Source organism: Nonomuraea sp. NPDC047897, assembly GCF_043204415.1.
Classification (GTDB): domain Bacteria; phylum Actinomycetota; class Actinomycetes; order Streptosporangiales; family Streptosporangiaceae; genus Nonomuraea.
In genome coordinates this window covers 24,161-47,346 of sequence record NZ_JBIDCC010000009.1, presented here as the reverse complement: position 1 = coordinate 47,346, position 23,186 = coordinate 24,161, and the positions used below count along the sequence as shown (strand labels likewise).

Here is a 23,186-nt window from a genome sequence, read left to right as displayed (position 1 = left end):
TCAAGCCTGCCATGCGACCCGGTGTTCCCTCCAACCGAGGGCCCGGCCGGAGCGGGATAGCATCGTCACACCATGCCTCGATACGCACTGCTGATCCTGCCCGCCTTCAACCGGGTCTACGGCGAGAGCTCCGTCCGGCTGACCCGCTCCGAGCTGGCCGTCTTCGGCGACCGGGCGCTGAAGGCCGAGGTGTCGGGCATCGAGGAGACCGTCATCGGCGGCCTGCCGTACGTGGGGTTCGCCACCTCCGAGCCGCTGTCGGCCGCCGACGTGGCGCTGCTGTCCAACCTGTCGTCGGTCTACGCGGTGTTCGGGGTGGAGGGCGAGCTGCTGCGTCCCCTGACCATGCGGCCGCTCGACCGGCTGAGCAGCGACCTGATCACGATCCAGAAGTACGCCGGCAAGACCAACGAGCACTTCACCAAGCTGCTGCTCAACGTCACCGTGCTCGCCTCCGCCCGCCCGCTCGACGGCCGGCTCGCCGTGTTCGACCCGATGTGCGGGCGCGGCACCACCCTCAACCAGGCCCTCATGTACGGCTACGACGCCTTCGGCGTGGACGTGGACGGCAAGGACTTCGAGGCCTACTCCGGCTTCCTGCGCACCTGGCTGAAGAACAAGCGGCTCAAGCACACGGCCGAGACCGTGCCGGTGCGCCGGGAGCGGTCCCTGGTCGGGCGGCGGCTGGACGTGACCTTCGCGCCGTCGAAGGAGGCCTACAAGGCGGGCGACGTGCAGCGCGTCAGCGTGGTCAACACCGACACGCTGCGCAGCCGGGAGGTGTTCAGGCCCCGCTCGTTCGACGTGATCGCCACCGACGCCCCCTACGGTGTGCAGCACGGCAGCCGGGGCGGGCGCGGGCTGTCGCGCAGCCCGTTGGAGCTGCTCGGGCAGGCCGTGCCGGTCTGGGCGGAGCTGCTGCGGCCGGGCGGCGCGCTCGGCATCGCGTGGAACACCTACGGCGGCAGCCGCGACGACCTGGCCGCCGTCCTGACCGCCGCCGGCCTGGACGTGGTCGCCTACCCCGACTTCGAGCACTGGGTGGACCAGGCGATCGTGCGCGACATCATGGTGGCGCGCAAACCGTAGCCGCTAGACGAAGACGGCCAGCGCCTTGGCCGAGCGGCCCCGCTCCGCCATGAGCGCGAGCAGCTCACCGTCGGGGCCGAACACGCCGATCGGCCCCGCGCCCAGCCCCGTCGCGGGCAGCGGCCCGCCGTGCCGGACCGTGCGGGCCTCCTCGGCCGTCACGTCGCGCCGCGGGAACGCCGCCGCCACGGCCTCGCCGATGGGCAGGACGACGCAGTCGGCCGCCAGTTCGTCGAGCGTGCGGGCCATGCTCAGGTCGTAGGGGCCGACCCGGGTGCGGCGCAGCCGCGTCAGGTGGCCGCCCACGCCCAGCCCGGCGCCCAGGTCACGGGCCAGCGCCCTGATGTAGGTGCCGCTGGAACAGGTGATGACCGCGTCCACGTCGACCACGTCGTCGTGCGGCCGGATGTCGAGCACCTCGAAGGCGTGCACGGTGATCGGGCGGGCGGCGAGCTCCACGTCCTCGCCCGCGCGGGCGAGCTTGTAGGCCCGCTTCCCGTCCACCTTGATCGCGCTGACCTGCGGCGGCACCTGCATGATCTCGCCCGTGAGCGCCGCCACGCCCTTGTGGATCCCGGCCGGGTCGACCTCGGCCGCCGGGACGGTGGCGGTGACCTCGCCCTCGGCGTCGTCGGTGTTGGTGGTGACGCCGAGCCGCATGGTGGCGGTGTAGACCTTCTCGGTGAGGGCCAGGTGGCCGAGCAGCCGGGTGGCCTTCTCCACGCCGATCACCAGCACGCCCGTCGCCATCGGGTCGAGGGTGCCGGCGTGGCCGACGCGGCGGGTGCCCGCCAGGCGGCGCATCCGCGCGACCACGTCGTGCGACGTCCACTCGCCCGGCTTGTCGACGATGATCAGGCCGCTCTCGGTCATCGCGCCTTCCCCAGCAGCTCACGGAACCGGGCCATGGTCGCCTCGACGCTGTCGTGCGAGGTGAACCCCGCCGCGCTGCGATGGCCGCCGCCGCCCAGCTCCGCGCAGAGCGCGCCCACGTCCACCCCGCCCTTGGACCGGGTCGACACCTGCCAGGCGCCCTCGTCGTCCTCCTTCAGCACCGCCGCCACCTCGGCCTCGTCGGTGCGCCGGACGATGTCGATGATGCCTTCGAGCTCCGCGTACGGCAGCCCGTAGGCGGCCCGGTCCACCCGCGTCACGTACGTCCACACCAACCCGCCGTCGAGCACCACCCGGTCGAACGCGGCCGCCAGCACCTTGAGGTAGCCGAACGGCGAGCGGTCCCACAGCTCGCGCGCGATCTCGTCGGTGCGCAGGCCGGTGGCGACCAGCCGCGCGGCCATCTGGTGGGCGGCCGGCGTGGTCGAGGAGTGCCGGAACGAGCCGGTGTCGGTCACCAGCCCCGCGTACAGGCAGGTGGCGATGTCACGGTCCAGCGTGCCGCCGAGCCGGTAGATGAGCTGCTCGGCGAGCATGGCCGTGGCCGACGCCCTGGGGTCGACCAGGCCGAGCGTGCCGAAGCCGGAGCTGGAGGGGTGGTGGTCGACGACGATGACCTCGCGGGCCGCGTCGACGTTCGCGCGGAGCAGGCCGAGCCGGTCGGCCGACGCCGAGTCGAAGGTGATCATCAGCTCGGGGGCCGCCGGGAAGTCGCCCGGCGGGGTGAGCATGTCCTGGCCCGGCAGGAAGCGCAGCAACCGCGGCACGGCGAAGTGGCGGTCGCCGAACGAGGCGACCACCCGCTTGCCGAGGGAGCGCAGCGCGAACCCGGTCGCCAGCATGGAGCCGAGCGCGTCTCCGTCGGGCGACACGTGGCAGGCCATGGCGACCTCGTCGGCCCCGGAGAGGAGGTCCAGGGCGCGCGTCCAGGTCGACTCGGGGATGCGGCCGGCTCCCGGCTCCGCCATGCCGTCCATCGTGTCACCCGCCGCGCCGCCGGCACCGCTCGACGGGCCCATGGTGCCCCGCGCCGTCCCGCCCGGCGTGCGGGCGGCGCGGGCCTGCCGTTCGACGCGGCGGCGTACGTCGGGCGTCACGGTGCCTCGGATCCCGCCTGCTCGTCCTCGTCCGGCTTCTTGTACGGGTCGGCCTCGCCGGCGTAGGAGGCGCCCGCGGCCTTGCGGGCCACCTCGGCGTCTCGCGCCCTGGCGACGTTGATCAGGTCGTCGAGCTGGCGGGCACTGTCGGGCAGCGGGTCGTGCCTGAAGGTCAGCGTCGGGGTGAAGCGCACACCGGTCTGCCTGCCCACCTCCGAGCGGATGATGCCCTTGGCGCTCTCCAGGGCGGCGGCGCTGTCGGCCCGCTCGGCGTCGGAGCCGAACACCGTGTAGAACACCGTGGCCTCACGCAGGTCAGCCGTGATGCGCGTGTCGGTCACGGTGACGAAGCCCAAACGCGGGTCCTTGATCCGGCGCTCCAGCATCTCGGCGACGATCTGCTGGATGCGGTCGGCGAGCTTACGCGCTCGTGCTGCGTCCACCATGTTCGCTCCCCCTCACACACGACGGGCCGTCGTGCAGTCGTTCAGTCTTCGTCGTTGTAGAGCCGCTGCCTGGCCGACAGCAACTCGATCTCGGGGCGGAAGGCCACCATCCGTTCGCAGGCGTCCATGACCTCTTTGCAGTTGCCCGCTGAGGCGGAGACCACCGCGATGCCGACCTCCGCCCTGCGGTGCAGGTCGAGATGGCCGGTCTCGGCCACGGCGACGCCGGGAAAGCGCCGGTGCAGCTCGGCGACCAGGGGCCGCACGACGGAGCGTTTCTGCTTCAGCGAGTGCACGTCGCCGAGCAGGATGTCCAGGGTCAGAGCACCCACATACATCGTTGGTAACCACCGCTTGTGCTGGTGAGTCGAGCGCACGCCGGTCCTGCTGCGGTGGGGACCAGGCCCGGGCGTGCGAGAGGCGCCCGGCGGATGGTCCGCCGGGCGCCCGGCCGCGTGCTATGCGCGCGGCTTCTCCCGCATCTCGAACGTCTCGATGACGTCGTCGATCCTGATGTCGTTGTAGCCGACCCCGATGCCGCACTCGAAGCCCTCGCGGACCTCGGTCGCGTCATCCTTGAAGCGGCGCAGCGACGACACGGTCAGGTTGTCCGCCACGACGACGCCGTCGCGGATGATCCTGGCCTTGCTGTTGCGGACGATCACACCCGAGCGGACCAGCGAACCGGAGACATTCCCGATCTTCGGCACCTTGAAGACCTCGCGGACCTCCGCCGTGCCCATCTGGACCTCTTCGAACTCGGGCTTGAGCATGCCCTTGAGCGCCGCCTCGATCTCCTCGATCGCCTGGTAGATGACCGAGTAGTAGCGGATGTCGACGCCCTCGCGCTCGGCCAGGTCGCGCGCCCGAGGCTCGGGGCGGACGTTGAAGCCGATGATGACCGCGTTGTCGTCGGCGACGGCCAGGTTGACGTCGTACTCGGTGATCGCACCGACGGCGCGGTGCAGCACCCGAAGGCTGACCTCGTCGCCGACGTCGATCTTGAGCAGGGCGTCTTCCAGAGCCTCCACCGAACCGGACACGTCACCCTTGATGATGAGCTTGAGCTCGTCGACGCGGCCCTTCTCAAGGTCGCTGAACAGCTCTTCAAGGGTGCGCCGGCGGCTCGACTTCGCCATGTCGGCGCTGCGCTTGCGCGCGGCGCGCTGCTGGGCGATCTGCCGGGCCATGCGGTCGTCGGTGACGACGATGAAGTTGTCACCGGCGCTCGGCACGGCCGTCAGGCCCATCACCAGGACCGGACGCGACGGGGTGGCCTCGTCGACCGCCTCGCCGTTGTCGTCGAGCAGCGCCCGGACGCGGCCGAAGGCCTCGCCACAGACGATGGAGTCGCCGACCCGGAGCGTGCCGCGCTGGACCAGGACGGTGGCCACGGGGCCACGGCCCTTGTCGAGGTGCGCCTCGATGGCGATGCCCTGCGCGTCCATCGTCGGGTTGGCCCGCAGGTCGAGCTCGGCGTCCGCGGTGAGCAGGATCGCCTCGAGGAGGTTCTCGATGCCCGTGCCGTTCTTCGCCGAGATGTCGACGAACAGCGTCGAGCCACCGTACTCCTCGGCCACCAGGCCGTACTCGGTGAGCTGGGCCCTGACCTTGCTGGGGTCGGCGCCCTCCTTGTCGACCTTGTTGACCGCGACCACGATCGGCACGTCGGCCGCCTGGGCGTGGTTGAGCGCCTCGATCGTCTGCGGCTTGACGCCGTCGTCGGCCGCGACCACCAGCACCGCGATGTCCGTGGACTTCGCGCCTCGGGCACGCATGGCGGTGAACGCCTCGTGACCCGGGGTGTCGATGAAGGTGATCCTGCGGTCCTCGCCCTCGTGCTCGGCGGAGACCTGGTAGGCGCCGATGTGCTGGGTGATGCCACCCGCCTCGCGCGCCACCACGTTGGTCTTGCGGATGGCGTCGAGCAGCTTCGTCTTACCGTGGTCGACGTGACCCATGACGGTCACGACCGGCGGACGCGCGGCCAGGTCGGCCTCGTCGCCCTCGTCCTCGCCGAACTCGATGTCGAAGGCCTCGAGAAGCTCGCGGTCCTCCTCCTCCGGGCTGACGACCTGGATGTTGTAGTCCAGCTCTGCGCCGAGAAGCTGCAGCGTCTCCTCGTTGACCGACTGCGTCGCCGTCACCATCTCGCCCAGGTGCAGCATGATCTGCACCAGCGCGGCGGGGTTGGCGCCGATCCGGTCGGCGAAGTCGGACAGCGACGCGCCGCGCGGCAGGCGGATCGTCGCGCCGTTGCCGCGGGCGACCTGCACGCCGCCGATCGCCGGCGCCGACATGTTGTCGAACTCCTGGCGCCTCTGGCGCTTGGACTTGCGGCCACGCGCCGGACGGCCGCCGGGACGACCGAACGCACCCGCGGTGCCGCCACCGCGACCACGGCCGCCGCCACCGGGACGGCCGCCGAAGCCGCCGCCACCGGGACCGCCGGTGGTCGTGCCGGGACGGCCACCGCCGCCACCGGGACGGCCGGCGAACCCGCCACCGCCACCGCCGGGACGACCGCCACCGCCACCCGGACGGCCACCGCCGCCACCGGGACGGCCCGCGCCGCCACCGCCACCGCCGGGACGACCGGCGCCGCCGCCAGGACCCGCGGGACGGCCCTGCGGCATCATCATCGGGTTGGGACGCGGGCCACCGGGACGCGGGCCACCAGCGCCGGGGCCGGGACGCGGGCCGGCTGCGCCGGGCGGACCCGGACGCGGACCCGGAGCCGGACGGTCGCCGCCACGGCCCTGCGGCGGGCGCGGGATCGCGCCGTCGCGCGGCGGGCCGTCACGACGCTCGCGCTGACCGGGGCCACCGCCGTCGCGCTGACCGCCCGGACGCGGCGGCCGGGACTGGCCCATGCCGCTGGCGTTGGACGAGAACGGGTTGTTGCCCGGACGCGGGCCGCGCGGGCCCGGCTTGGGCCCGGGACGGGGCGCGCCGCCAGCCGGGGCGCCGGGACGCGGAGCGCCGCCGTCACGCTGGCCGCCCTCGCGGGGGCCACCGTCACGCTGGCCGCCCTCGCGCTGACCGCCGTCACGCTGGCCGCCGGGAGCGCCCGGACGGGCGGCGGGGCCGGGCTTGGGACCCGGACGGGCCGCGGGGCCCGGACGGGGACCCGGAGCCGGACGCGTGCCGCTGTCGAAGCGCGCCTGCGGAGCCGCGGACGTCTCGCCGCGCGGCGCCTCCGGCTGCTGCTGCGGCATGGGCACCGGCGGGCGGGGCGTGCCGCCGGCGGGGCCCGGACGCGGACCGGGCTTCGGACCCGGACCCGGACGCGGGACCGAGGAGGTCGGCGCCTGAGCGCCATTGCCGGCCTGGCTGTCACCCGGCCGGGGAGCAGCCTTCGACGGCTGCGGCTTGGACGACGAACCGCCGCCCCTGGAGGGCCCACCCTTGGATGCGCCCAGAGCTTCGGTGAGCCTGCGGACCACCGGCGCCTCGATGGTGGAGGACGCCGAACGGACGAACTCCCCCATTTCTTGGAGCTTGGCCATGACGACCTTGCTCTCTACGCCGAACTCCTTAGCGAGCTCGTATACCCGGACCTTCGCCACTGCACTCCCTTACTCGGCCCGGGAGGCTGGCTGTGCCGTCCGGACCGTCGTTACCTTGACGTCTTCATCGCCGCGTGCTCATCAGGCGCTCATAGCAATCTGACTCCGCCCATCAACTCGGCGTCCTACATGACATGTCGTGATTCTCCTCTTCCAGGTGCGCCCGCACGCGCGAGACGTCAAGCGGACCCGGCACGCGGAACGCGCGCGGAAACGCTCGGCGACGCTCGGCAAGCTCCAGACACCTCACGGACGGGTGCAGCGATGCACCACGCCCGGCAAGCCGTCTTCGCAGGTCGGGGACCACATGATCCTCGACCAGCACCAGGCGGAGCAGCTCGGACCCAGCCGCACGAACCCTGCAGCCCACACAGGTGCGCTGCGGGGTCGCTCGGCCACCATATTCCAGCTTACCGCGTTGACGCATCTACGGAACCGGCGGCATCTTCGGCCTGAGTGTCAGGACGGATGTCAATCCGCCATCCGGTGAGCCGGGCCGCGAGCCTCGCGTTCTGCCCTTCCTTGCCGATGGCCAGCGAAAGCTGGTAGTCAGGCACGGTCACCCTCGCCACACGCCCGTCGAGATCGAGAACCTCGACGTGTGAAACGCGGGCGGGCGAAAGGGCATTCCCGACGAACTCGCCGGGATCCTCGGACCAGTCGATGATGTCGATCTTCTCGCCGTGCAGCTCCGCCATCACGTTGCGCACCCGCGCCCCCATCGGGCCGATGCAGGCGCCCTTGGCGTTGACACCCTGCTTGCGCGACCTGACGGCGATCTTCGTGCGGTGACCGGCCTCCCGCGCCACCGCCGCGATCTCCACCGTGCCGTCGGCGATCTCCGGGACCTCCAGCGCGAAGAGCTTCTTCACCAGGCCCGGATGGGTGCGCGACAGCGTGACGGACGGACCCTTGTGCCCCTTCTTCACCTGCACGACGTACGCGCGGATGCGCTCACCGTGCACGTAGTCCTCGCCGGGCACCTGCTCGTTGTGCGGCAGCACGGCCTCGATCTTGCCGAGGTCGACCAGCACCACACGCGGGTCCTTGCCCTGCTGGATCACGCCGGAGACCAGCTCGCCCTCACGGCTGGCGAACTCGCCGAAGTTGATCTCGTCCTCGGCGTCGCGCAGCTGCTGCAGGATGACCTGCTTGGCCGTGGTCGCGGCGATCCTGCTGAAATTGCCAGGCGTGTCGTCGTACTCCCGGACGATCTCGCCGTCCTCGTCGAGCTCTGCCGCCAAGATCGTCACGTGCCCGCTCGACCGGTCGAGCTCGGCCCGCGCCTTGGGCGCCGCGCCGTCGGTGCGGAAGTACGCGATCAGCAGCGCGTCCTCGATCGCCTTGACCACCAGGTCGAAGGAGATGTCCTTCTCCCGCTCCAGGCTGCGCAGGACGCTCATGTCGATGTCCACGAGGCTCCCCCTTAGCCCTCGTCGCCGTCGACGTCCGCGCCGTCCGCGTCGTCGTCGATCCGGCGGAACTCCACCTGCACCCGTCCGCGGGCCAGGTCCTGATAGTCGAGTCGGCGGCTGGTGCCGTCGACGTCGAGCTCGACGCCGTCGTCGTCGGCGGAGCGCACGCGGCCCTCCACCACGCTGCCGTCGGCCAGCTCCGCCTTGACTAGCCGCCTGGCGGCGCGCCGCCAGTGCCGCGGCTCCGTCAAGGGGCGGTCGACGCCCGGCGAGGACACCTCGAGGGTGTAGGCCGACGGACCCATCGCGTCGTGCTCGTCGAGGGCCGTCGAGACGGCCTGGCTCACGTCGGCGACGTCGTCGAGGCTCACCCCTCCGTCACGGTCGACGACCACCCGCAGCAGCCGCCGCCGGCCGGCCTGGGTGACCGTGACGTCCTCCAAGTCGAGGCCCTCCGCGCTGACCACGGGCTCCAGGAGCTTCATCAGGTGGTCGCGGGGTGATGCGCTGCCCATATCGACCTCCCCTATTGTCATGTCTCAGCCGGGCGGACCTCGCCCGTGGCTCCCGCCGCCGTCCGGCCGCTCAGCCAGCGGCGACAGTTGACACCCTATCTGTAGGAGGGCGCGGAAAGAGCGCCAGTCGGCCCGGACCGGCGGCGAGCCTCGCCTCACCCCGCAGCGGGTGTCAGCCCGTACGATGCTTCGCGCGTCCATGCTGTCGAGGGGTGCTCGCATCCGGCGCGGGAACGGCCCGCGAAGCCGCCCGCGCCGAAGGCCGGGGGGGCGGTTCTCGAGGTGGCGGCCCAGGGGTTACGTCCCCGGGATTGCGGCCACCCCAGGTCGGCCACCCCAGGTCACGGCCAGTCGGGGGTCACGGCCACCCCGGGTCACGGCCACCCCGGGTCACGGCCAGTCGGGGGTCACGGCCACCCCGGTTCACGGCCGCGGGGCGACGCCATGAACTCCATGGGGGCGTGCTCCTTGGAGACATGTCCCCGGGGAAGTGTCTTCCGGAGAGTGCGCCCCGGCGTGCGGTCCGCGGCAGGCGGCCTCCGGGACGGCGATCTTGAGTTACGCCCCTCGGGGCGGCGATCTTTGCGGCACAACCCTCGGGACGGCGATCCTCAGGTGCGGCCCTGGGGCATGATTGCCCAGGGGCGCAGTCCTTGACCGGGACCGCCATCCCCTGGCGCGACCTGGGACGTGATCCTTGGGTACTGTCCGGGGAGGTGACCTTTGGGCGCGCCCAGGCGACATGGTCCTTGAGGCGTGTCCCGGCGCGGCTTCGGGGCACCGTCCTCGGGAGTCGCGCAGCGGTCACAGACCCGAAGGCGGCAGCCCTAGGGTCGCTCGTACGACCCGGTCCGCAGTCCCGAGGGCTGTGGCCCCGGGCGGCGGTCCGGGAGTCGCCCGGCCGCGGTCCGGGGTGATGCCGGCCGACAGTCCTGGAGGTCCGTTCCGTGCGCCCATCCCTCTCCCGGCGAGCCGTGCTGGCGGGCGGCGCCGTCGTGGTGGTCCCGGGGGCCTTGACGGCCCTCACGGGATGCAGCGGTTCCGTGGACGAGCCCAAGCCGTCGGCCACGCCGGAGCCTCCGGAGCGCGTCCTCGCCCGGCAGCTCATGGCCGACAAGGAGCGCGCGATCGGCCTCTACTCGGCGCTGATCGCCAAGGGCGGGGCCAGGCTCACCCCGTTCCGCGACCGCCATCAGGCGCACCTGAACGAGCTGCGCAGGCGCTTCCCCGGCGTGCCCCCCTCACCGGCGGCACCTCCTCCCGCCTCGGGCTCCCCCGCGCCGACGCCGAGCGCGCCGCAGGCCGGCGCGGCCCCCGTCGTGACGCTGTCGCGGCTGCGCGATCTGGAGCGCCGGTCGGCCGCCCTGCGTACCCGGCAACTGGCCGGCATCCCGCCGGCCTTCGCTCAACTGGTCGCCAGCATCGGCGCCTGCGAGGCCGCCCACGCCATGGCCCTGCCGAGGTCGCTGTGAGCGCGGGCGACGTCGAGCGGCTGGCCAGGGCTCTGGCCGGGGAGCACGCGGCCGTCTTCGCGTACGGACTGATCGGTGCGCGCACCACGGGAGCACTGCGTACCCGGATGGCCAGGGCGTTCGACGCTCACCGGGCACACCGCGACCGGTTGCGCTCGTTCATCACCGCGCGCGGCGGCAGGCCCGCCGAGGCTGAGCCCTCCTACGCCGTCCCTGTCGTGCCCACCACGGCCGCCGAGGCCGTCCGCGTCGCGGTGCACGTGGAGGAGGGCGTCGCCGCCACCTACCTCGAACTGGTGGCGTGCGACGACGCGGCGCTGCGCAGGTACGCGGCGCTGGCGCTGCAGGAGTCGGTGACGCGCTCCTACTCCTTCCAGCCGTCGCTGGACGCGGCCTTCCCCGGCATGCCCGCTCCCGCGCCCCCGTCGCCGTCCTCGACCGTGATGAACGACTGACGTCAGCAGGTCGGGTGACCGGCCACCAGCGACCGTCGGGGACGGGGCCGCCTTCGCTCCGGGGGGCGGTGAGCAGCCCGAGAAGGCCGGGGACGCCCGCCGCGGGCGGTCACCGTGTCCCTCACGACGACCCGAGCGCAAGACGGTCGGGGGAACGCGGGTGGGTCAGCGGCGGCGGCAGATCATGAGCTCCGTGGTGGGGCTTTCGCGGAGGATGCGGACCAGGCGGCGTTCGAGCGGGTAGAGGAGGGCTCCGGCGAGCCAGCCGGTGATCTCGGTGAGGGTGACGGCGCGCAGGAGGCCGCCCCAGAGTTTGCGCCAGAGCGGGTGGGCGTCGACCTGGGCGTTCATGAGGACGAGCATGGGGACGCGGCGCACCACGTCGAAGCCGGCCTCGTCGAGGGCGGCGGTGATCCACGGAAGGGTGTGGTTGACCTGGTGGTCGCCGCGCTGCTCGGGCCGGTGCAGGAAGTTTTCCGACAGCACGAAGACGCCACCCGGCCGGACCGCCTCGCCGATGGCGCGCAGGGCCGCCCGGTAGCGGGTGTCGTCGGTGATGTGGAAGAGCATGTCCATGACGGAGACCACGTCGAAGGAGGCGGGGTCGAGGGCTCCGCCCGGGTCGGCGATGTCGAGCCGGAGGAAGCGGGCGCTGGGGAAGCGGCCGCGCAGACGGTGCACGGCCGCGTCGGTGAGGTCGCACCCGGTGATCGACTTGGCGCCGAGCTCCTGCCAGCGGCGGACGTAGAAGCCGGTGCCTGAGCCGACGTCGAGGACGCGGGCGTCGCGCAGGTCGAGGCCGAGGGTGGCGACCTCGCGGCGGAAGCCCTCGGCGCGCACCCGGTACATCCAGATGTTGAACGCGCGGCCAAGCTGCTTGTAGCCGACGCCGCTCTCGGTCCAGTCGGACTGCAGGCGGTTCTCCCAGAACTCCCTGAGTTGCGTGTGCTCCTTCATCGCACCGACCCTGGCAGTCGGCTGACTCGACGTCAACAAGCTTGTCCGGAGGGCGGTGCGGGCAGGCGCGGCCCTCCGGTGCGCGGCCCTCCAGGGCGCGGCCCTCCGGTGCGCGGCCCTCCAGGGCGCGGCCCTCCAGGGCGCGGCCCTCCGGTGCGCGGCCCTCCAGGGCGCGGCCCTCCGGTGCGCGGCTCAGCCGATCGCGGCCATGACCCGGTCGGCGGCCTCGGCGAGCGGGATCTCCGACTTCTCGCCGGTGACCCGGTCGCGCAGCTCGACCACCCCTTGGGACAGGCCGCGGCCCACCACCACGATGGTCGGCAGGCCGAGCAGCTCGGCGTCCTTGAACTTGACCCCGGGCGAGACACCGGCCCGGTCGTCCACGAGGACGCGCAGCCCGCGGGACTCCAACTCGGCGCCGAGCTCCAGGGCGGCCTCGATCTGGTTTTCCTTGCCGGTACCGACGATGTGCACGTCGGCGGGCGCGACCTCGCGCGGCCACACCAGGCCGAGCTGGTCGTGCAGCTGCTCGACGATGACGGCGACGGCGCGGGAGACGCCGATGCCGTAGGAGCCCATGGTGATGCGGACGGGCTTGCCGTCGGGGCCGAGCGCGTCGAGGCCGGCGGCGTCGGCGTATTTGCGGCCGAGCTGGAAGATGTGGCCGATCTCGATGCCGCGGTCGATCGACAGCGGCGCGGCGCAGCGGGGGCAGGCGTCACCTGCGCGCACCTCGGCGGCCTCGACGGTGCCGTCGGGGACGAAGTCGCGGCCGGCCACGACGTGGGCGGCGTGCTTGCCGGGCTCGTTGGCGCCGGTGACCCAGGAGCTGCCCGTGACGACGCGGGGATCGACGAGGTAGCGGATGCCGAGGTCGCCCAGCACCTGCGGGCCGATGTAGCCGCGCACCAGGCCGGGGTGCCTGGCGAAGTCGTCGGCCTCGAAGATGGCGGGCTCGCCGGGGGCCAGGGAGGCCTCCAGTCGCTTGAAGTCGACCTCGCGGTCGCCGGGCACGCCGATGACGAGCGTCTCGACCTTGTCGGAGCCGGGGGTGGTGACCTTGACGACGACGTTCTTCAGGGTGTCGGCGGCGGTGACGGACAGGCCGTGGTGCTCGTTGACGTAGGACACCAGCGTGTCGATCGTCGGCGTGTCAGGGGTGTCGAGGACGCGCATCGCCTCCTGGTCCGCCACGTCTCGCACGGGCGGCGGCGTGGTGGTGACGGCCTCGGCGTTGGCGGCGTAGCCGCACGAGTGGCAGGCGACGAACGTGTCCTCGCCCGTGGGGGTCGGCGCCAGGAACTCCTCCGAGGCCGAGCCGCCCATCGCGCCCGACGTGGCGAACACGATCCTGTAGTCGATGCCGAGGCGGTCGAAGGTCCGGATGTAGGTCTCGCGGTGCTGCTCGTAGGACCGCTTGAGACCGTCGTCGTCGAGGTCGAAGGAGTAGGAGTCCTTCATGAGGAACTCGCGCCCGCGCAGGATGCCGGCCCGGGGCCTGGCCTCGTCACGGTATTTGGTCTGGATCTGGTAAAGGGTGACCGGATAGTCCTTGTAAGAGCTGTATTCGCCCTTGACCATGTCGGCGAAGAGCTCCTCATGGGTGGGCCCGAGGAGGTAGTCGGCGCCCTTGCGGTCCTTCAGGCGGAACAGGGTGTCGCCGTATTCGGTCCAGCGGCCGGTCGCCTCGTAGTAGTCGCGGGGCAGCAGGGCCGGGAAGAGGACCTCCTGGCCGCCCATGCGGTCCATCTCCTCGCGGACGATCCGCGTGACGTTGTCGAGGACCATCTTGCCGAGGGGCAGCCACGAGTAGATGCCGGGGGCGACCCGTCGGACGTAGCCGGCGCGGACGAGGAGCTTGTGGCTCGGCACTTCCGCGTCTGCCGGGTCGTCCCGCAGGGTGCGAAGAAACAACGACGACATGCGCAGCAACACGGCTACTCCTTGCTCGGGCCTTGGTGTGGAGGGTTACAGGCTATCGAGTCGGGCGGGCGGGCCGCGCTGGGTTATCGGCCTCCTGTGGACGAAGGGGCCGGGCGGGCGGCTTCCTGTGGACGAAACCCGGCAACCTCCTGGGGACGTGCGCCCGGTCACCTCCTCAGAACGCGCGCCCGGTGACCTCCTGGGGGGCGGAGCCGTCAGCCGATGACGGGGAACGAGAGTCCCAGCGACGCCGCGAGGACGACCGCGAACAGGATGGCGAGCAGGGCGGTCACCGCCAGCGCGTGCAACCGGGCCCTGGTGGACCTGCGCAGGGCGATCACGAGGCCGACGGACAGGCAGCCGATCGTGAGGGCGGGACCGGGCCAGAACGCCTCCTCCGTCTCGATGAAGCCGGGCGTGGACCGGTCGACGATGTCGGCGAGCAGCACGCCGCCCACGACGCCCGCCGCGATGTCGCCCCAATGGTCCTTCCTGCGGGTGACGTACGCGAGCAGGCCCAGGCCGACGAGCATGGCGAGCATCCAGTTGAGCCCGGCCGCGCCGCCGTCCATGACGTCGAAGGTGAGCCGGCCGCGCAGCGCGCTCGCACCCATGGCGGCCACCAGCGTGGTGACGGCGGCGAGGAACGTGCCCAGCAACGCCCATCCGAACCCCGAGGCGGTCACCCCCACGGCGAGGGCGAGCGCGAAGTAGGCGTAGGGGTCGTAGACGCGGTCGAGCCAGGCGGGGCCCCATCCGGACAGGAGCATGCCGCCGAGCCCGACGACCAGTCCGCCGATGAACGCCGCGAGCACGTGCCGTTCGATGGACCGCTGGCGCCGGTCGTACTCGGCGAAGTCCGCGTAGTCGAGCGCTGTCTTGTCCATTTCCATCCCAGGCCATTCCCTCCCCCCAGTTACGCAGAGCAATGACCACTTCCGCCCTATGTGACGGTACAAAATGGACAAGTCCCGACCATGTCCCGCCTATCAAGCAATCGCTTGGTAGGCTTCGGGCGTGACGGTCACCGACGAGGCACGCGCCGTGGTCCGCTCCTTCCTGTCCGCCCGTCCCGGCGCGCCGTGGGCGGCCTTCGCCGCGGAGCTGGGCGTCGCGGGGCTGGCCGTGCCCGAGGAGTACGGCGGCGCCGGGTGCGGGGCGCGCGAGGTGGCCGCGGTCGCCGAGGAGCTCGGTCGGGCGCTGTCGCCGTACCCGTTCCTGCAGACGGCCGTCCTCGCCGTGGCGGCGGTCCGGTCCGGCGGCGACGAGGCGGCCATGGCGCGGCTGCTGCCCGCCCTCGCCTCCGGGCAGGTGACGGCCACCGTGCTGCTGCCGGGCGACGGGGCGCTGCGCCTGGAGGAGGGCCTGCTCACGGGTTCGGCGCCGTACGCGCTGGAGGGCGAGCTGGTGCTCGCGTACGCGGGCGGGCTGCTGGTCGAGGCCGTGCCCACGCGGCGGGTGCCGTACCGGACGATGGACGACAGCCGGCCGCTGACCGGACTGTGCTTCGACCGGGTGCCGGTGCGGCGGGCGGGCAGCGGCGCGGCGTGGGAGCGGGTGCGCGACCTCGGGATCGCGGCCCTCGCGGCCGAGCAGGTGGGCGGCGCGGCGCGCTGCCTGGAGATGGCGACCGCGCACGCCAGGGGACGCCACCAGTTCGGCCGGCCGATCGGGTCCTTCCAGGCGATCAAGCACAAGCTGGCCGACCTGTTGCTGCTCGTGGAGTCGGCCCGGTCGGCGGCACTCGCGGCCGCCGAGGCGGGCAGCGCGACGAACGGGACGGGCAACGCGACGAACGCGACGAACGGGCCGAGCGGCCCGACCGACGCGACGGACAGCGCGACGGACAGAGCGACGGGCGGGACGGGAGCGACAGGCGAGCAGGAGGGCCGCGGGGACGAGCTGGGCACGTACGCCGCCGTCGCGGGGTCCTACTGCTCCGAGGCGTACCTCGCGGCGGCGGGCGAGAACATCCAGATCCACGGCGGGATCGGCGTGACGTGGGAGCACCCCGCGCACCGCTACTTCAAGCGGGCGACCTCCGACGCCCAGCTCTTCGGGCCGCCGCGGTCGCATCGCGCACGGCTGGAGGCGCGCGTCCTGTGACCGGGCTCAGCCGCCGAGCAGGGTCTCCCACGGGTGGCGGGTGTTGGTGCGGCGGGTGGTGTCGAGCGCCTCGGTCAGCCGCCAGAAGGAGCCCGGCCGCTGCCGTACGCGGGCCCTGCCCATCGGGTCGATGGCGCGCAGCTCGACGCGTACGCCCAGCACTTCCAGCACGGCGCAGGAGTCGTTGCCCGGCGCCGCCGCGGTGACGAGCCCGGGTCCTTCGAGGTGCTCCTGGAGCAGGGCCGCCACCTCGGAGGCGTAGGGACCGTCGCGCCATTCGAGGTGCCAGCTGTCGTAGCCGCGCCACCAGGTGAGGTCGCGGCACGACTCGATGAAGTCCACCTCACCGGACAGCACGGCCATCACCCGGCCCAGGGCCTCGTAGCGGCGGGCGGCGGCGGCCGAGAGATCGTCGTCGGGGGCTTGCGGGACCGCGCCGTCCCGGGACGGCCGTAGCACGTGCTTTCGCCTCACGAGCATCCACTTTGATCTCGACGGCCCCCTTCACGCAAGTGGTGACGGCTGTTACGCTTCACCAAGCGAGCGCTTGGTTTACTACTTTCGCCGGAGGCGCGATGACGTCCCTACGGATCAGCCTGGGATACGAACTGGAGGTACGCGGGCGCACCCGGGAGGTGGAGCAGCAGGCCTTCCGGAACGTGCTCGACCAGGTCGTGCTGGGTGACCGGCTGGGCTTCGACACCGCGTGGTTCGTGGAGCACCACTTCACCCGGGGCTTCTCCCACTCCTCGGCCCCCGACCTCGTGCTGGCCGCCGCCTCCCAGCGGACCGAACGCATCCACCTGGGGCTCGGCGTGGTGCTGCTGCCGTTCCAGTCGCCGATCCGCACGGCCGAGCGGGTCGCCACGCTCGACGTGATCAGCGGCGGGCGGGTGGAGTTCGGCACCGGACGGGGCGCCTCGCCGCTGGAGTACCAGGCGTTCCAGCGGCCGTTCGAGAAGTCGCGGCAGATCTGGGAGGACTCCCTGGAGGCGACGCTGGCCATCTGGCGGGCCGACGGCGAGCCCGTCAGCCGCTCCACCGAGTTCTTCGAGATCCCCGACGTGGCCGTCTACCCACGTCCGGCGCAGCGGCCGCATCCGCCCGTCTGGGTGGCGTCCACCTCGCTGGAGGGCTACCTGGCGGCGGCACGGCACGGCTACAACCTGCTCGGCATGACGATGCTCAAGGGCATCGACGACGTGGCCTCCGACATCGCCCGCTACCGAGAGGCGCTGGCCGAGGCGGGCCACGACCCGGCGAGCCGGCGGGTGGCGCTGATGATCCCGTGGTTCGTCGCGCCCACCAGGGAGACGGCCACCGAGACGGCCGCCGACGCCGTCCTGTGGTACATCCGCCGCCAGGTCAACCTGGTCACCCCGCCCGACTACTACGACGCCCGCCACGCCACCCACCGCGTCCTCGGCCAGCTCGCCGCCGGCATGCCGCCGGAGGAGGCGATGGCCACGCTCCGCGAGCACCTCATGGTCGTGGTGGACGACGTCGCGGGCTCGCGCAAGGCGCTGGCCCGCATCGCGGACGCGGGCGCGACGGACCTGATCCTGCAGTGTCAGGTGGGCGGGCTGGCGCACGAGCGGGTGTGCGCGTCGATGGAGCTGTTCATGGCCGAGGTCACGGCGTGAGCGGCCCCGCCCGGAGATGGGGCGCGCGCTGGCTCACCCGGGACGACCTGGGCGCCGCCGCTGGCTCTGCGACGGGACTGCTGGCGGTCTCCGCCGACGCCTCCGGCGTCTTCCCGCTCGCCCCGGCCGACCGGGCCGCCGCCGAGGAGCTGACCGCGGCCGCGTTGCGCGCGGCGGGCGTGGACGGACGCGACCGGGTCGTGGTCGCGCTGGCCGAGCCCGCCGGCGCCCTGTGGGCCTCGGCCGCCGCCGGCGTCGCCGCGGCCGCCGCGTCGGTCGGGCCGCGCGGCCGGCTGCGCCTGCACCACGCGCTGACCACGCTGAAGGCCACGACGCTCGTCGCGACGCCGACCGGGGCGATGGACCTCCTGGCCCGGCTGCACCTGGAGTTCCTGCTCGATCCGCTGGATCTGGGGCTGCGCCACATCGTGCTGACCGGCGAGATCGCCTCGCAGCGGACCCTCGCCCAGCTTGCGGGCGAGTTCGAGGCGGCCGTGCACGAGGTGTACGCCAGCCCGTTCAGCGGCGCCGCCCTCGCCTGGCGCGCCTCCCAGGACGACCCGCTCACGCCGCTCGCGGACGGCCTGCTGGGACTGGCGGCCCTGGACAAGGACGCGCCGGCCGCGGCGGCCGGCCCGGCCGAGCTGGTGATCACGCCGTACGGGCATGCGACCCTCGGCGACGCGGTGCTGCGCACCGGGCAGGTGGCGCGCACCGGAGGAGGCGGGGACGCCGTGCCGGCGCCCGCCCACACGGTCGGCGAGCACGTGCTGGTGCGCGGCGTGTGGCTGTCGCTGCCCCGGATCGGCAGGACGCTCGCCAAGATCGACGGTGTGTCCCGCTGGGAGCTGACGGTCGCCCGGCAGGGGACGCTCGACTCGGCCGTGCTCACGGTCACCTTCAACCGGGACAGCCTCGTCTCCAACCCCATGTGGCGCTCCCGCATCCAGCAGGCGCTCCGTGCGCTGACCCCGATCACGATCGGCCTGGAGATCGCCCCGGAGCCGGCGGAGACGCCCGCTGCCGGAGTGCTGGACGACCTGCGCGGCCACCACCTCGGCCGGGACCGGGCGCTCGTCACCTGACGGGCGGGCACCCGCACACTGGCCCCCTACGGAGGAGGCGTGAGATCCGTGGAACCGGTGCCGGACTGGGGGACGCTCCCCCGCATGCTGCGCGAGCAGGCCGCGCGGCATCCCGACGCGGTCGTGATCGACGACGGGGGCGCCCGCACCACGCTGCGCGACCTGCTGGGGGCCGCCACGCGGGAGGCGGCCGGGCTGCTCGCGCTGGGCGTCGCGCCCGGTGACCGGGTGGCGATCTGGGGCGTGAACGACCCGTCGTGGGTGGTCCACGCCTTCGGGGTCTGGCTCGCCGGCGGGATCGTGGTGCCGCTGTCGTCCCGGTGCAAGGGCCTGGAGGCCGCCGGCGTGCTCGGCCGGACCGGCGTCGAGGTGCTGATCACCGGGGACGGGCCGCCGGGTGTCGTCCTGGCCGACCTGCTGCCGCCGCTGCCGGACCTGCGCCACGTGGTCGTCCCCGACGGGACGGCCGGCGCCGGCCCGCGCCTGCCCGCCGCGCGGCTGCGGGCGGCCGGCGGCGGGCAGGCGCCGGCCGGCGCCGTGTGGGAGCGGGCGCTCGCCGTACGGCCGGACGACCTGTGCGAGATCATGTCCACCTCCGGCACCACCGGCACGCCGAAGGGCGTCATGCTCGACCACGCCCAGGTGCTGCGCGGCTACTGGGACTGGGCCGAGATCGTCACCCTCGGCGAGGGCGACCGCTATCCGGTGATCGCGCCGTTCAGCCACGGGTTCGGGCTGAACGCCGGGCTCGTCGCCTGCGTGCTGCGGCGGGCCACGATGCTGCCCGTCCGCGCCTTCTCACCCGACGCTCTGATGACGCTGGTCGGCTCCGGCGGCGCGAGCGTGCTGGCCGGGCCGCCGACGCTGTTCCACCGGCTGCTGGAGGAGCTCGACCGGGGCGCGCCGGAGGTGACGTCGCTGCGCGTGGCCATCTGCGGCGCCGCCGCCGTGCCGCCGGCGCTGATCACCAGGCTGGTCGAGCGGGTCGGCCTGGAACGGGTGATCAACGCGTACGGCCTGATGGAGGGCACCGTGGTGGCCATGACCAGGGCGGGGGACCCCGTCGATGTGGTGGCGACCACGGCCGGCAGGCCCGTGCCGGGCATCGAGGTGCGGATCGTGGACGACGACGGCAAGGAGGTGCCACCCGGGGAACGCGGCGAGATCCTCCAGCGCGGCTACGGCGTGATGCGCGGCTACTGGGGCGATCCAGGCAGGACGGCCGAGGTCGTCGACGCGGACGGCTGGCTGCACACGGGCGACGTCGGCGTCCTGGACGGGTCCGGCAACCTCGCCGTGGTGGACCGCAAGAAGGACCTGTACATCGTCAACGGCTTCAGCGTCTCCCCCGCCGAGGTGGAGGCGCTGCTGCTGCGGGAGGGCTCGCTCGCGCAGGTCGCCGTGCTGGGCGTGCCCGACCCGGTCTCGGGTGAGGCCGGACGGGCGTACGTGGTGCCCAGGGCGGGGGCGAGCGTGGACGTTCCGGGGCTGCTGGCCTGGGCGAAGGACAACATGTCCGGATTCAAGGTGCCCAAGCGGGTGGTCGTGGTGGACGCGCTGCCCGTGAACGCCAACGGCAAGGTCGACAAACTGGCCCTGCGTGCCGCCGCCGTGGAGGAGACATAGGCCCGCCGGAGAGGGAAGAATCATGGCGAGGCGGCAATCGCGAGGCCGGGAGGCGACGTGGGTCTGCGCGTGGCGGTGATCGGGTCGGGCCCTGCCGGGATCTACACGGCCGAGGCCCTGGTCAAGCAGTCACCCGAGCCGGTCCGGGTGGACGTGCTCGAACGTCTGCCGACCCCGTACGGGCTCGTCCGATACGGTGTCGCGCCCGACCACACGTCGATCAAGTCCATCGCCAACTATCTGCGCCGCGTCCTGGAGCTGCCGCAGGTGCGCTTCCTCGGCGGCGTCACGCTCGGCGAGCACGTGTCGGCCGCCGAGCTGCTGAGCGCCTACGACGCCGTCGTCTACGCCACGGGCGCGATGGTGGACCGCAGGCTCGGCATCCCCGGCGAGGACCTGCCGGGCAGCGTGGCGGCGACCGACTTCGTCAACTGGTACTGCGGCCATCCCGACGTGGAGCCGTCCCGGTTCACGCTCGACAGCGCCGAGGTGGCGGTCATCGGCGTCGGCAACGTGGCCGTCGACGTGGTGCGGATCCTGGCCAAGACGGCCGAGGAGCTGGCCGGCACCGACGTCCCGCAGGACGTGCTCGAACGGCTCGGCCGCAGCCGGGTCGAGGTCGTGCACATGATCGGCAGGCGGGGGCCGCAGCACGCCAAGTTCACCCTGAAGGAGCTGCGGGAGCTGGGCGATCTGGCCAACGCCGACGTCCGGGTGCGCCCCGAGGAGGCCGTCGTGCTCGGCGGCGACTACCCGAGGCAGGTGCGCGGCAACCTCGACGTGCTGCGGTCGTGGGCGCAGCGGGCCGCCGCCGGCCGGCCCCGCCGCCTCGACGTGCGCTTCTGGCTGCGTCCCGTGGAGATCCTCGGCGCCGACCGGGTGGAGGGCCTGCGCCTCGAACGCACCCGGCTCACCCCCGAGGGGCGGGTCGAGGGCACCGGCGAGTTCGAGACGCTGCCGGTCGGGATGGTGCTGCGATCGGTGGGCTACCAGAGCGTTCCGCTGCCGGGCGTGCCGTTCTCCCGGGAGACGATGACGGTGCCGAACGAGGCGGGCCGGGTGCGCGAACGCGAGTACGTCGCCGGCTGGCTCAAGCGCGGCCCCACCGGCGTGATCGGCACCAACAAGTCCGACGCGGCGGAGACCGTGCGCACGCTGCTGTCCGACCTCGCCGGCCGGGAGCTCTCCGGCCGCGAGCCGGTACGGCGCGCCGGTCTCGACGAGCTGCTGGCCCGGCGCGGGGTGCGGCCGGTGACCTACGAGGAGTGGCTGGCGATCGAGGCGGCCGAGGCGGAGCTGGCCAAGTCGCTGGGCCGGGGCGAACGGGTCAAGCTGACGGGCCTGGACGCCATGCTGCACGCCTGCCGGCCCCGCCCCTAGGGTTGGCCCCATGCGTGTGACCGTGGGAGACGTGCGGCCTGCCGGGTTCGAGGAGGCGTACCGGGCGCAGCTCGCGCGCTGGCCCGGCGGCGCCGCGGCCTGGCAGCCGGTGCACACGGTGTACGTGCCCGCCGACCGGTTCTCCGCCGCGACCGTCGCCGAGTGGGGCGAGGAGGCGCTGGCGCTGGCCGAGGCGCACCTGGCCGGTCCCGGCGAGCTGGCCGAGGTGTTCGAGGTCGCGGAGGGGCTCGCGCCGGCCGTGCGGGAGCGGGTGGTGGGCAAGCTCGCCCGCGAGCCCGTCGAGGACCTGCGGATCGACTTCGAGGACGGCTACGGCGTGCGGGCCGCCGCCGAGGAGGACGGGCACGTGGAGGCGGCCGCCGAGGCGGTGGCCGCGATGCGGGAGGCGGGGACGCTGCCGCGGCGGTGGGGTCTGCGGGTCAAGTCGTTCGCCGACGGCGACGCGGGCCGGTCGGTGCGGACGCTCGACGGGTTCCTCACGGAGGTGGTGGCACGGGCCGGCGAGCTGCCGCCGGGCTTCGTGGTGACGTTTCCGAAGGTGCTGATGGCGGCCTACCTGCGGCAGTTCGCCGCGGTCCTGGACCGGCTGGAGTCGCGGCTGGGGGTGGCGGGGCTGCGGTTCGAGATGCAGGTGGAGGCGCCGCAGACGCTGGGGTTCCTGCGCGGCGACCTGGCGGAGTCGCTCGGCGGGCGGCTGTCGGCCGCGCACTTCGGGGTGTTCGACCACACGGCGGCGCTCGGGCTGCCGCCGCAGGAGCAGCGGCTCGACCATCCGGCCTGTGACCACGCCCGGCACGTGATGCAGGTGGCGTTCGCGGGCACCGGGGTGGAGCTGTCGGACGGGTCGCTGGCCGCCGCACCCGCCTCCGGGTCGGCCGCCGACGTGCGGGCGCTGTGGCGGCGGCACGCCGGGCTGGTCCGTCACTCGCTGCGGCACGGCTTCCATCAGGGGTGGGACATGCATCCGTCGCACCTGGTGAGCCGCTTCGCGACGGTCTACGCCTTCCACCTCGCCACGTACGACGACTACCGCGCACGCGTGCGGGCCTGGGAGGAGCGGCGGGGGGCCGGGGGCGGCGTCATGGACGAGCCGGCCACGGTCCGGACCCTGGCCGCCGCGCTGCGCCGCGCCGACGCCGCCCTGAGCTGACCGCCGTTCGCCACCATGAGCTGAACCGCCGCCCGCCGGTCTGAGCTGCGAGCCCGCCGCCCCGCTTCATCCCGTTGATGGAGTCCATCCGCATCCGGCGGCGCGGGCTGGGCAGGCCGCGCAAGCGGCCCGCCCGCGCGATGGGCGACAAGGCGTACTCCTCCCGCGGGAATCGCGCCTACCTGCACAGACACGGTATCCAGGCGCGCAAGCCTGCGGCGCCCCGGCTCGAAGTCGGCCTCGCGGCGGCGAGCCGGTGGTTGACCACCGCCGCCGGGTCGCGGACAGCTCGGTGTGCCACCCTGCCCACGAACCCGATCACGGGCACCGGCAAATAGCAGGT

At 73.2% G+C, this 23,186-nt stretch carries 22 protein-coding genes; 10 read left to right on the top strand and 12 right to left on the bottom strand.

Annotation, left to right across the window (positions count from 1 at the left end; genetic code table 11):
- Nucleotides 1–72 precede the first annotated feature (72 nt).
- Nucleotides 73–1,089, top strand: coding sequence for a TRM11 family SAM-dependent methyltransferase (locus ACGF0J_RS20965; RefSeq protein ID WP_393148168.1), 1,017 nt, complete (start codon nucleotides 73–75; stop codon nucleotides 1,087–1,089).
- Nucleotides 1,090–1,092: 3 nt separating this feature from the next.
- Here ACGF0J_RS20965 and truB read toward each other — a convergent pair whose 3' ends face one another.
- The 8 genes from truB to rimP form a co-directional block, all read right to left on the bottom strand.
- Entirely contained in the window at nucleotides 1,093–1,962 is an 870-nt protein-coding gene (truB, locus tag ACGF0J_RS20960) for a tRNA pseudouridine(55) synthase TruB (RefSeq protein WP_393148166.1), read from the bottom strand.
- On the bottom strand, nucleotides 1,959–3,080 hold the full coding sequence (locus ACGF0J_RS20955) for a bifunctional oligoribonuclease/PAP phosphatase NrnA (RefSeq protein WP_393148164.1): 1,122 nt from the start codon (nucleotides 3,078–3,080) through the stop codon (nucleotides 1,959–1,961). Before ACGF0J_RS20955 ends, truB begins: the two co-directional genes overlap by 4 nt.
- Nucleotides 3,077–3,526: a 30S ribosome-binding factor RbfA gene (rbfA, locus tag ACGF0J_RS20950; RefSeq protein WP_393148162.1), complete on the bottom strand. Its 450-nt coding sequence runs from the start codon at nucleotides 3,524–3,526 to the stop codon at nucleotides 3,077–3,079. The genes ACGF0J_RS20955 and rbfA overlap by 4 nt, the downstream gene beginning before the upstream one ends.
- 41 nt (nucleotides 3,527–3,567) lie before the next feature.
- Nucleotides 3,568–3,864: a DUF503 domain-containing protein gene (locus ACGF0J_RS20945; protein ID WP_101788804.1), complete on the bottom strand. Its 297-nt coding sequence runs from the start codon at nucleotides 3,862–3,864 to the stop codon at nucleotides 3,568–3,570.
- 120 nt (nucleotides 3,865–3,984) lie between these two features.
- A complete protein-coding gene (infB, locus tag ACGF0J_RS20940) occupies nucleotides 3,985–7,095 on the bottom strand; it encodes a translation initiation factor IF-2 (protein WP_393148160.1) in 3,111 nt (1,036 codons plus the stop codon).
- Between the two features lie 112 nt (nucleotides 7,096–7,207).
- Entirely contained in the window at nucleotides 7,208–7,522 is a 315-nt protein-coding gene (locus ACGF0J_RS20935) for a YlxR family protein (RefSeq protein WP_393148158.1), read from the bottom strand.
- Nucleotides 7,506–8,510 (bottom strand): transcription termination factor NusA, encoded by a 1,005-nt coding sequence (gene nusA / locus ACGF0J_RS20930; protein ID WP_393148156.1) that lies wholly within the window; start codon nucleotides 8,508–8,510, stop codon nucleotides 7,506–7,508. The genes ACGF0J_RS20935 and nusA overlap by 17 nt, the downstream gene beginning before the upstream one ends.
- Nucleotides 8,511–8,521: 11 nt before the next feature.
- Nucleotides 8,522–9,025, bottom strand: coding sequence for a ribosome maturation factor RimP (gene rimP, locus ACGF0J_RS20925; protein ID WP_393148154.1), 504 nt, complete (start codon nucleotides 9,023–9,025; stop codon nucleotides 8,522–8,524).
- A 1,043-nt stretch (nucleotides 9,026–10,068) separates the two neighbouring features.
- On the opposite strand from rimP, the gene ACGF0J_RS20920 reads away from it, so the two are divergent.
- Both ACGF0J_RS20920 and ACGF0J_RS20915 read left to right on the top strand, forming a co-directional pair.
- The gene (locus ACGF0J_RS20920) at nucleotides 10,069–10,497 is read left to right on the top strand and encodes a hypothetical protein (protein ID WP_393148153.1); all 429 of its coding nucleotides are present in this window, start codon (nucleotides 10,069–10,071) and stop codon (nucleotides 10,495–10,497) included.
- Nucleotides 10,494–10,952 (top strand): ferritin-like domain-containing protein, encoded by a 459-nt coding sequence (locus ACGF0J_RS20915; protein ID WP_393148151.1) that lies wholly within the window; start codon nucleotides 10,494–10,496, stop codon nucleotides 10,950–10,952. Before ACGF0J_RS20920 ends, ACGF0J_RS20915 begins: the two co-directional genes overlap by 4 nt.
- 165 nt (nucleotides 10,953–11,117) lie before the next feature.
- Here the strand turns inward: ACGF0J_RS20915 and ACGF0J_RS20910 are convergent, their stop codons facing one another.
- From ACGF0J_RS20910 to ACGF0J_RS20900, 3 genes are all read right to left on the bottom strand, one after another.
- Nucleotides 11,118–11,909, bottom strand: a complete 792-nt coding sequence (locus tag ACGF0J_RS20910; protein WP_393148149.1) for a class I SAM-dependent methyltransferase — start codon at nucleotides 11,907–11,909, stop codon at nucleotides 11,118–11,120.
- 192 nt (nucleotides 11,910–12,101) lie between these two features.
- On the bottom strand, nucleotides 12,102–13,844 hold the full coding sequence (locus ACGF0J_RS20905) for a proline--tRNA ligase (protein WP_393148147.1): 1,743 nt from the start codon (nucleotides 13,842–13,844) through the stop codon (nucleotides 12,102–12,104).
- Between the two features lie 203 nt (nucleotides 13,845–14,047).
- Nucleotides 14,048–14,719 (bottom strand): hypothetical protein, encoded by a 672-nt coding sequence (locus tag ACGF0J_RS20900; protein ID WP_393148145.1) that lies wholly within the window; start codon nucleotides 14,717–14,719, stop codon nucleotides 14,048–14,050.
- A gap of 130 nt (nucleotides 14,720–14,849) precedes the next feature.
- Here ACGF0J_RS20900 and ACGF0J_RS20895 point away from each other — a divergent pair, with 130 nt between their 5' ends.
- Nucleotides 14,850–15,938 carry an acyl-CoA dehydrogenase family protein gene (locus ACGF0J_RS20895; protein WP_393148143.1) on the top strand — a complete coding sequence of 363 codons (1,089 nt, stop codon included), beginning with the start codon at nucleotides 14,850–14,852 and terminating at the stop codon, nucleotides 15,936–15,938.
- A 6-nt stretch (nucleotides 15,939–15,944) separates the two neighbouring features.
- On the opposite strand, the gene ACGF0J_RS20890 is transcribed toward ACGF0J_RS20895, so the two are convergent.
- Nucleotides 15,945–16,418 (bottom strand): hypothetical protein, encoded by a 474-nt coding sequence (locus ACGF0J_RS20890; protein WP_393148141.1) that lies wholly within the window; start codon nucleotides 16,416–16,418, stop codon nucleotides 15,945–15,947.
- Between the two features lie 95 nt (nucleotides 16,419–16,513).
- Here ACGF0J_RS20890 and ACGF0J_RS20885 point away from each other — a divergent pair, with 95 nt between their 5' ends.
- The 6 genes from ACGF0J_RS20885 (at nucleotide 16,514) to ACGF0J_RS20860 (ending at nucleotide 23,181) form a co-directional block, all read left to right on the top strand.
- A complete protein-coding gene (locus tag ACGF0J_RS20885; RefSeq protein ID WP_393148139.1) occupies nucleotides 16,514–17,581 on the top strand; it encodes an LLM class flavin-dependent oxidoreductase in 1,068 nt (355 codons plus the stop codon).
- A complete protein-coding gene (locus ACGF0J_RS20880; protein ID WP_393148137.1) occupies nucleotides 17,578–18,666 on the top strand; it encodes a hypothetical protein in 1,089 nt (362 codons plus the stop codon). The genes ACGF0J_RS20885 and ACGF0J_RS20880 overlap by 4 nt, the downstream gene beginning before the upstream one ends.
- Before the next feature lie 39 nt (nucleotides 18,667–18,705).
- On the top strand, nucleotides 18,706–20,292 hold the full coding sequence (locus tag ACGF0J_RS20875) for an AMP-binding protein (protein ID WP_393148135.1): 1,587 nt from the start codon (nucleotides 18,706–18,708) through the stop codon (nucleotides 20,290–20,292).
- A 57-nt stretch (nucleotides 20,293–20,349) separates the two neighbouring features.
- On the top strand, nucleotides 20,350–21,672 hold the full coding sequence (locus ACGF0J_RS20870) for an FAD-dependent oxidoreductase (protein WP_393148133.1): 1,323 nt from the start codon (nucleotides 20,350–20,352) through the stop codon (nucleotides 21,670–21,672).
- A 10-nt stretch (nucleotides 21,673–21,682) separates the two neighbouring features.
- On the top strand, nucleotides 21,683–22,843 hold the full coding sequence (locus ACGF0J_RS20865; protein WP_393148131.1) for a DUF6986 family protein: 1,161 nt from the start codon (nucleotides 21,683–21,685) through the stop codon (nucleotides 22,841–22,843).
- Nucleotides 22,844–22,920: 77 nt separating this feature from the next.
- Nucleotides 22,921–23,181 (top strand): hypothetical protein, encoded by a 261-nt coding sequence (locus tag ACGF0J_RS20860; protein ID WP_393148129.1) that lies wholly within the window; start codon nucleotides 22,921–22,923, stop codon nucleotides 23,179–23,181.
- The last annotated feature ends 5 nt before the right edge of the window (nucleotides 23,182–23,186 follow it).

Bases quoted from the DNA above. Each gene is read 5' to 3' on its own strand.
- ACGF0J_RS20965 (WP_393148168.1), top strand. From the start codon at position 73: ATGCCTCGATACGCACTGCTGATCCTGCCCGCCTTCAACCGGGTCTAC.
- truB (WP_393148166.1), bottom strand. From the start codon at position 1,962: ATGACCGAGAGCGGCCTGATCATCGTCGACAAGCCGGGCGAGTGGACG.
- rbfA (WP_393148162.1), bottom strand. From the start codon at position 3,526: ATGGTGGACGCAGCACGAGCGCGTAAGCTCGCCGACCGCATCCAGCAG.
- ACGF0J_RS20945 (WP_101788804.1), bottom strand. From the start codon at position 3,864: ATGTATGTGGGTGCTCTGACCCTGGACATCCTGCTCGGCGACGTGCAC.
- ACGF0J_RS20935 (WP_393148158.1), bottom strand. From the start codon at position 7,522: ATGCGTCAACGCGGTAAGCTGGAATATGGTGGCCGAGCGACCCCGCAG.
- rimP (WP_393148154.1), bottom strand. From the start codon at position 9,025: ATGGGCAGCGCATCACCCCGCGACCACCTGATGAAGCTCCTGGAGCCC.
- ACGF0J_RS20910 (WP_393148149.1), bottom strand. From the start codon at position 11,909: ATGAAGGAGCACACGCAACTCAGGGAGTTCTGGGAGAACCGCCTGCAG.
- ACGF0J_RS20900 (WP_393148145.1), bottom strand. From the start codon at position 14,719: ATGGACAAGACAGCGCTCGACTACGCGGACTTCGCCGAGTACGACCGG.
- ACGF0J_RS20890 (WP_393148141.1), bottom strand. From the start codon at position 16,418: ATGCTCGTGAGGCGAAAGCACGTGCTACGGCCGTCCCGGGACGGCGCG.
- ACGF0J_RS20885 (WP_393148139.1), top strand. From the start codon at position 16,514: ATGACGTCCCTACGGATCAGCCTGGGATACGAACTGGAGGTACGCGGG.
- ACGF0J_RS20865 (WP_393148131.1), top strand. From the start codon at position 21,683: ATGCGTGTGACCGTGGGAGACGTGCGGCCTGCCGGGTTCGAGGAGGCG.
- ACGF0J_RS20860 (WP_393148129.1), top strand. From the start codon at position 22,921: ATGGAGTCCATCCGCATCCGGCGGCGCGGGCTGGGCAGGCCGCGCAAG.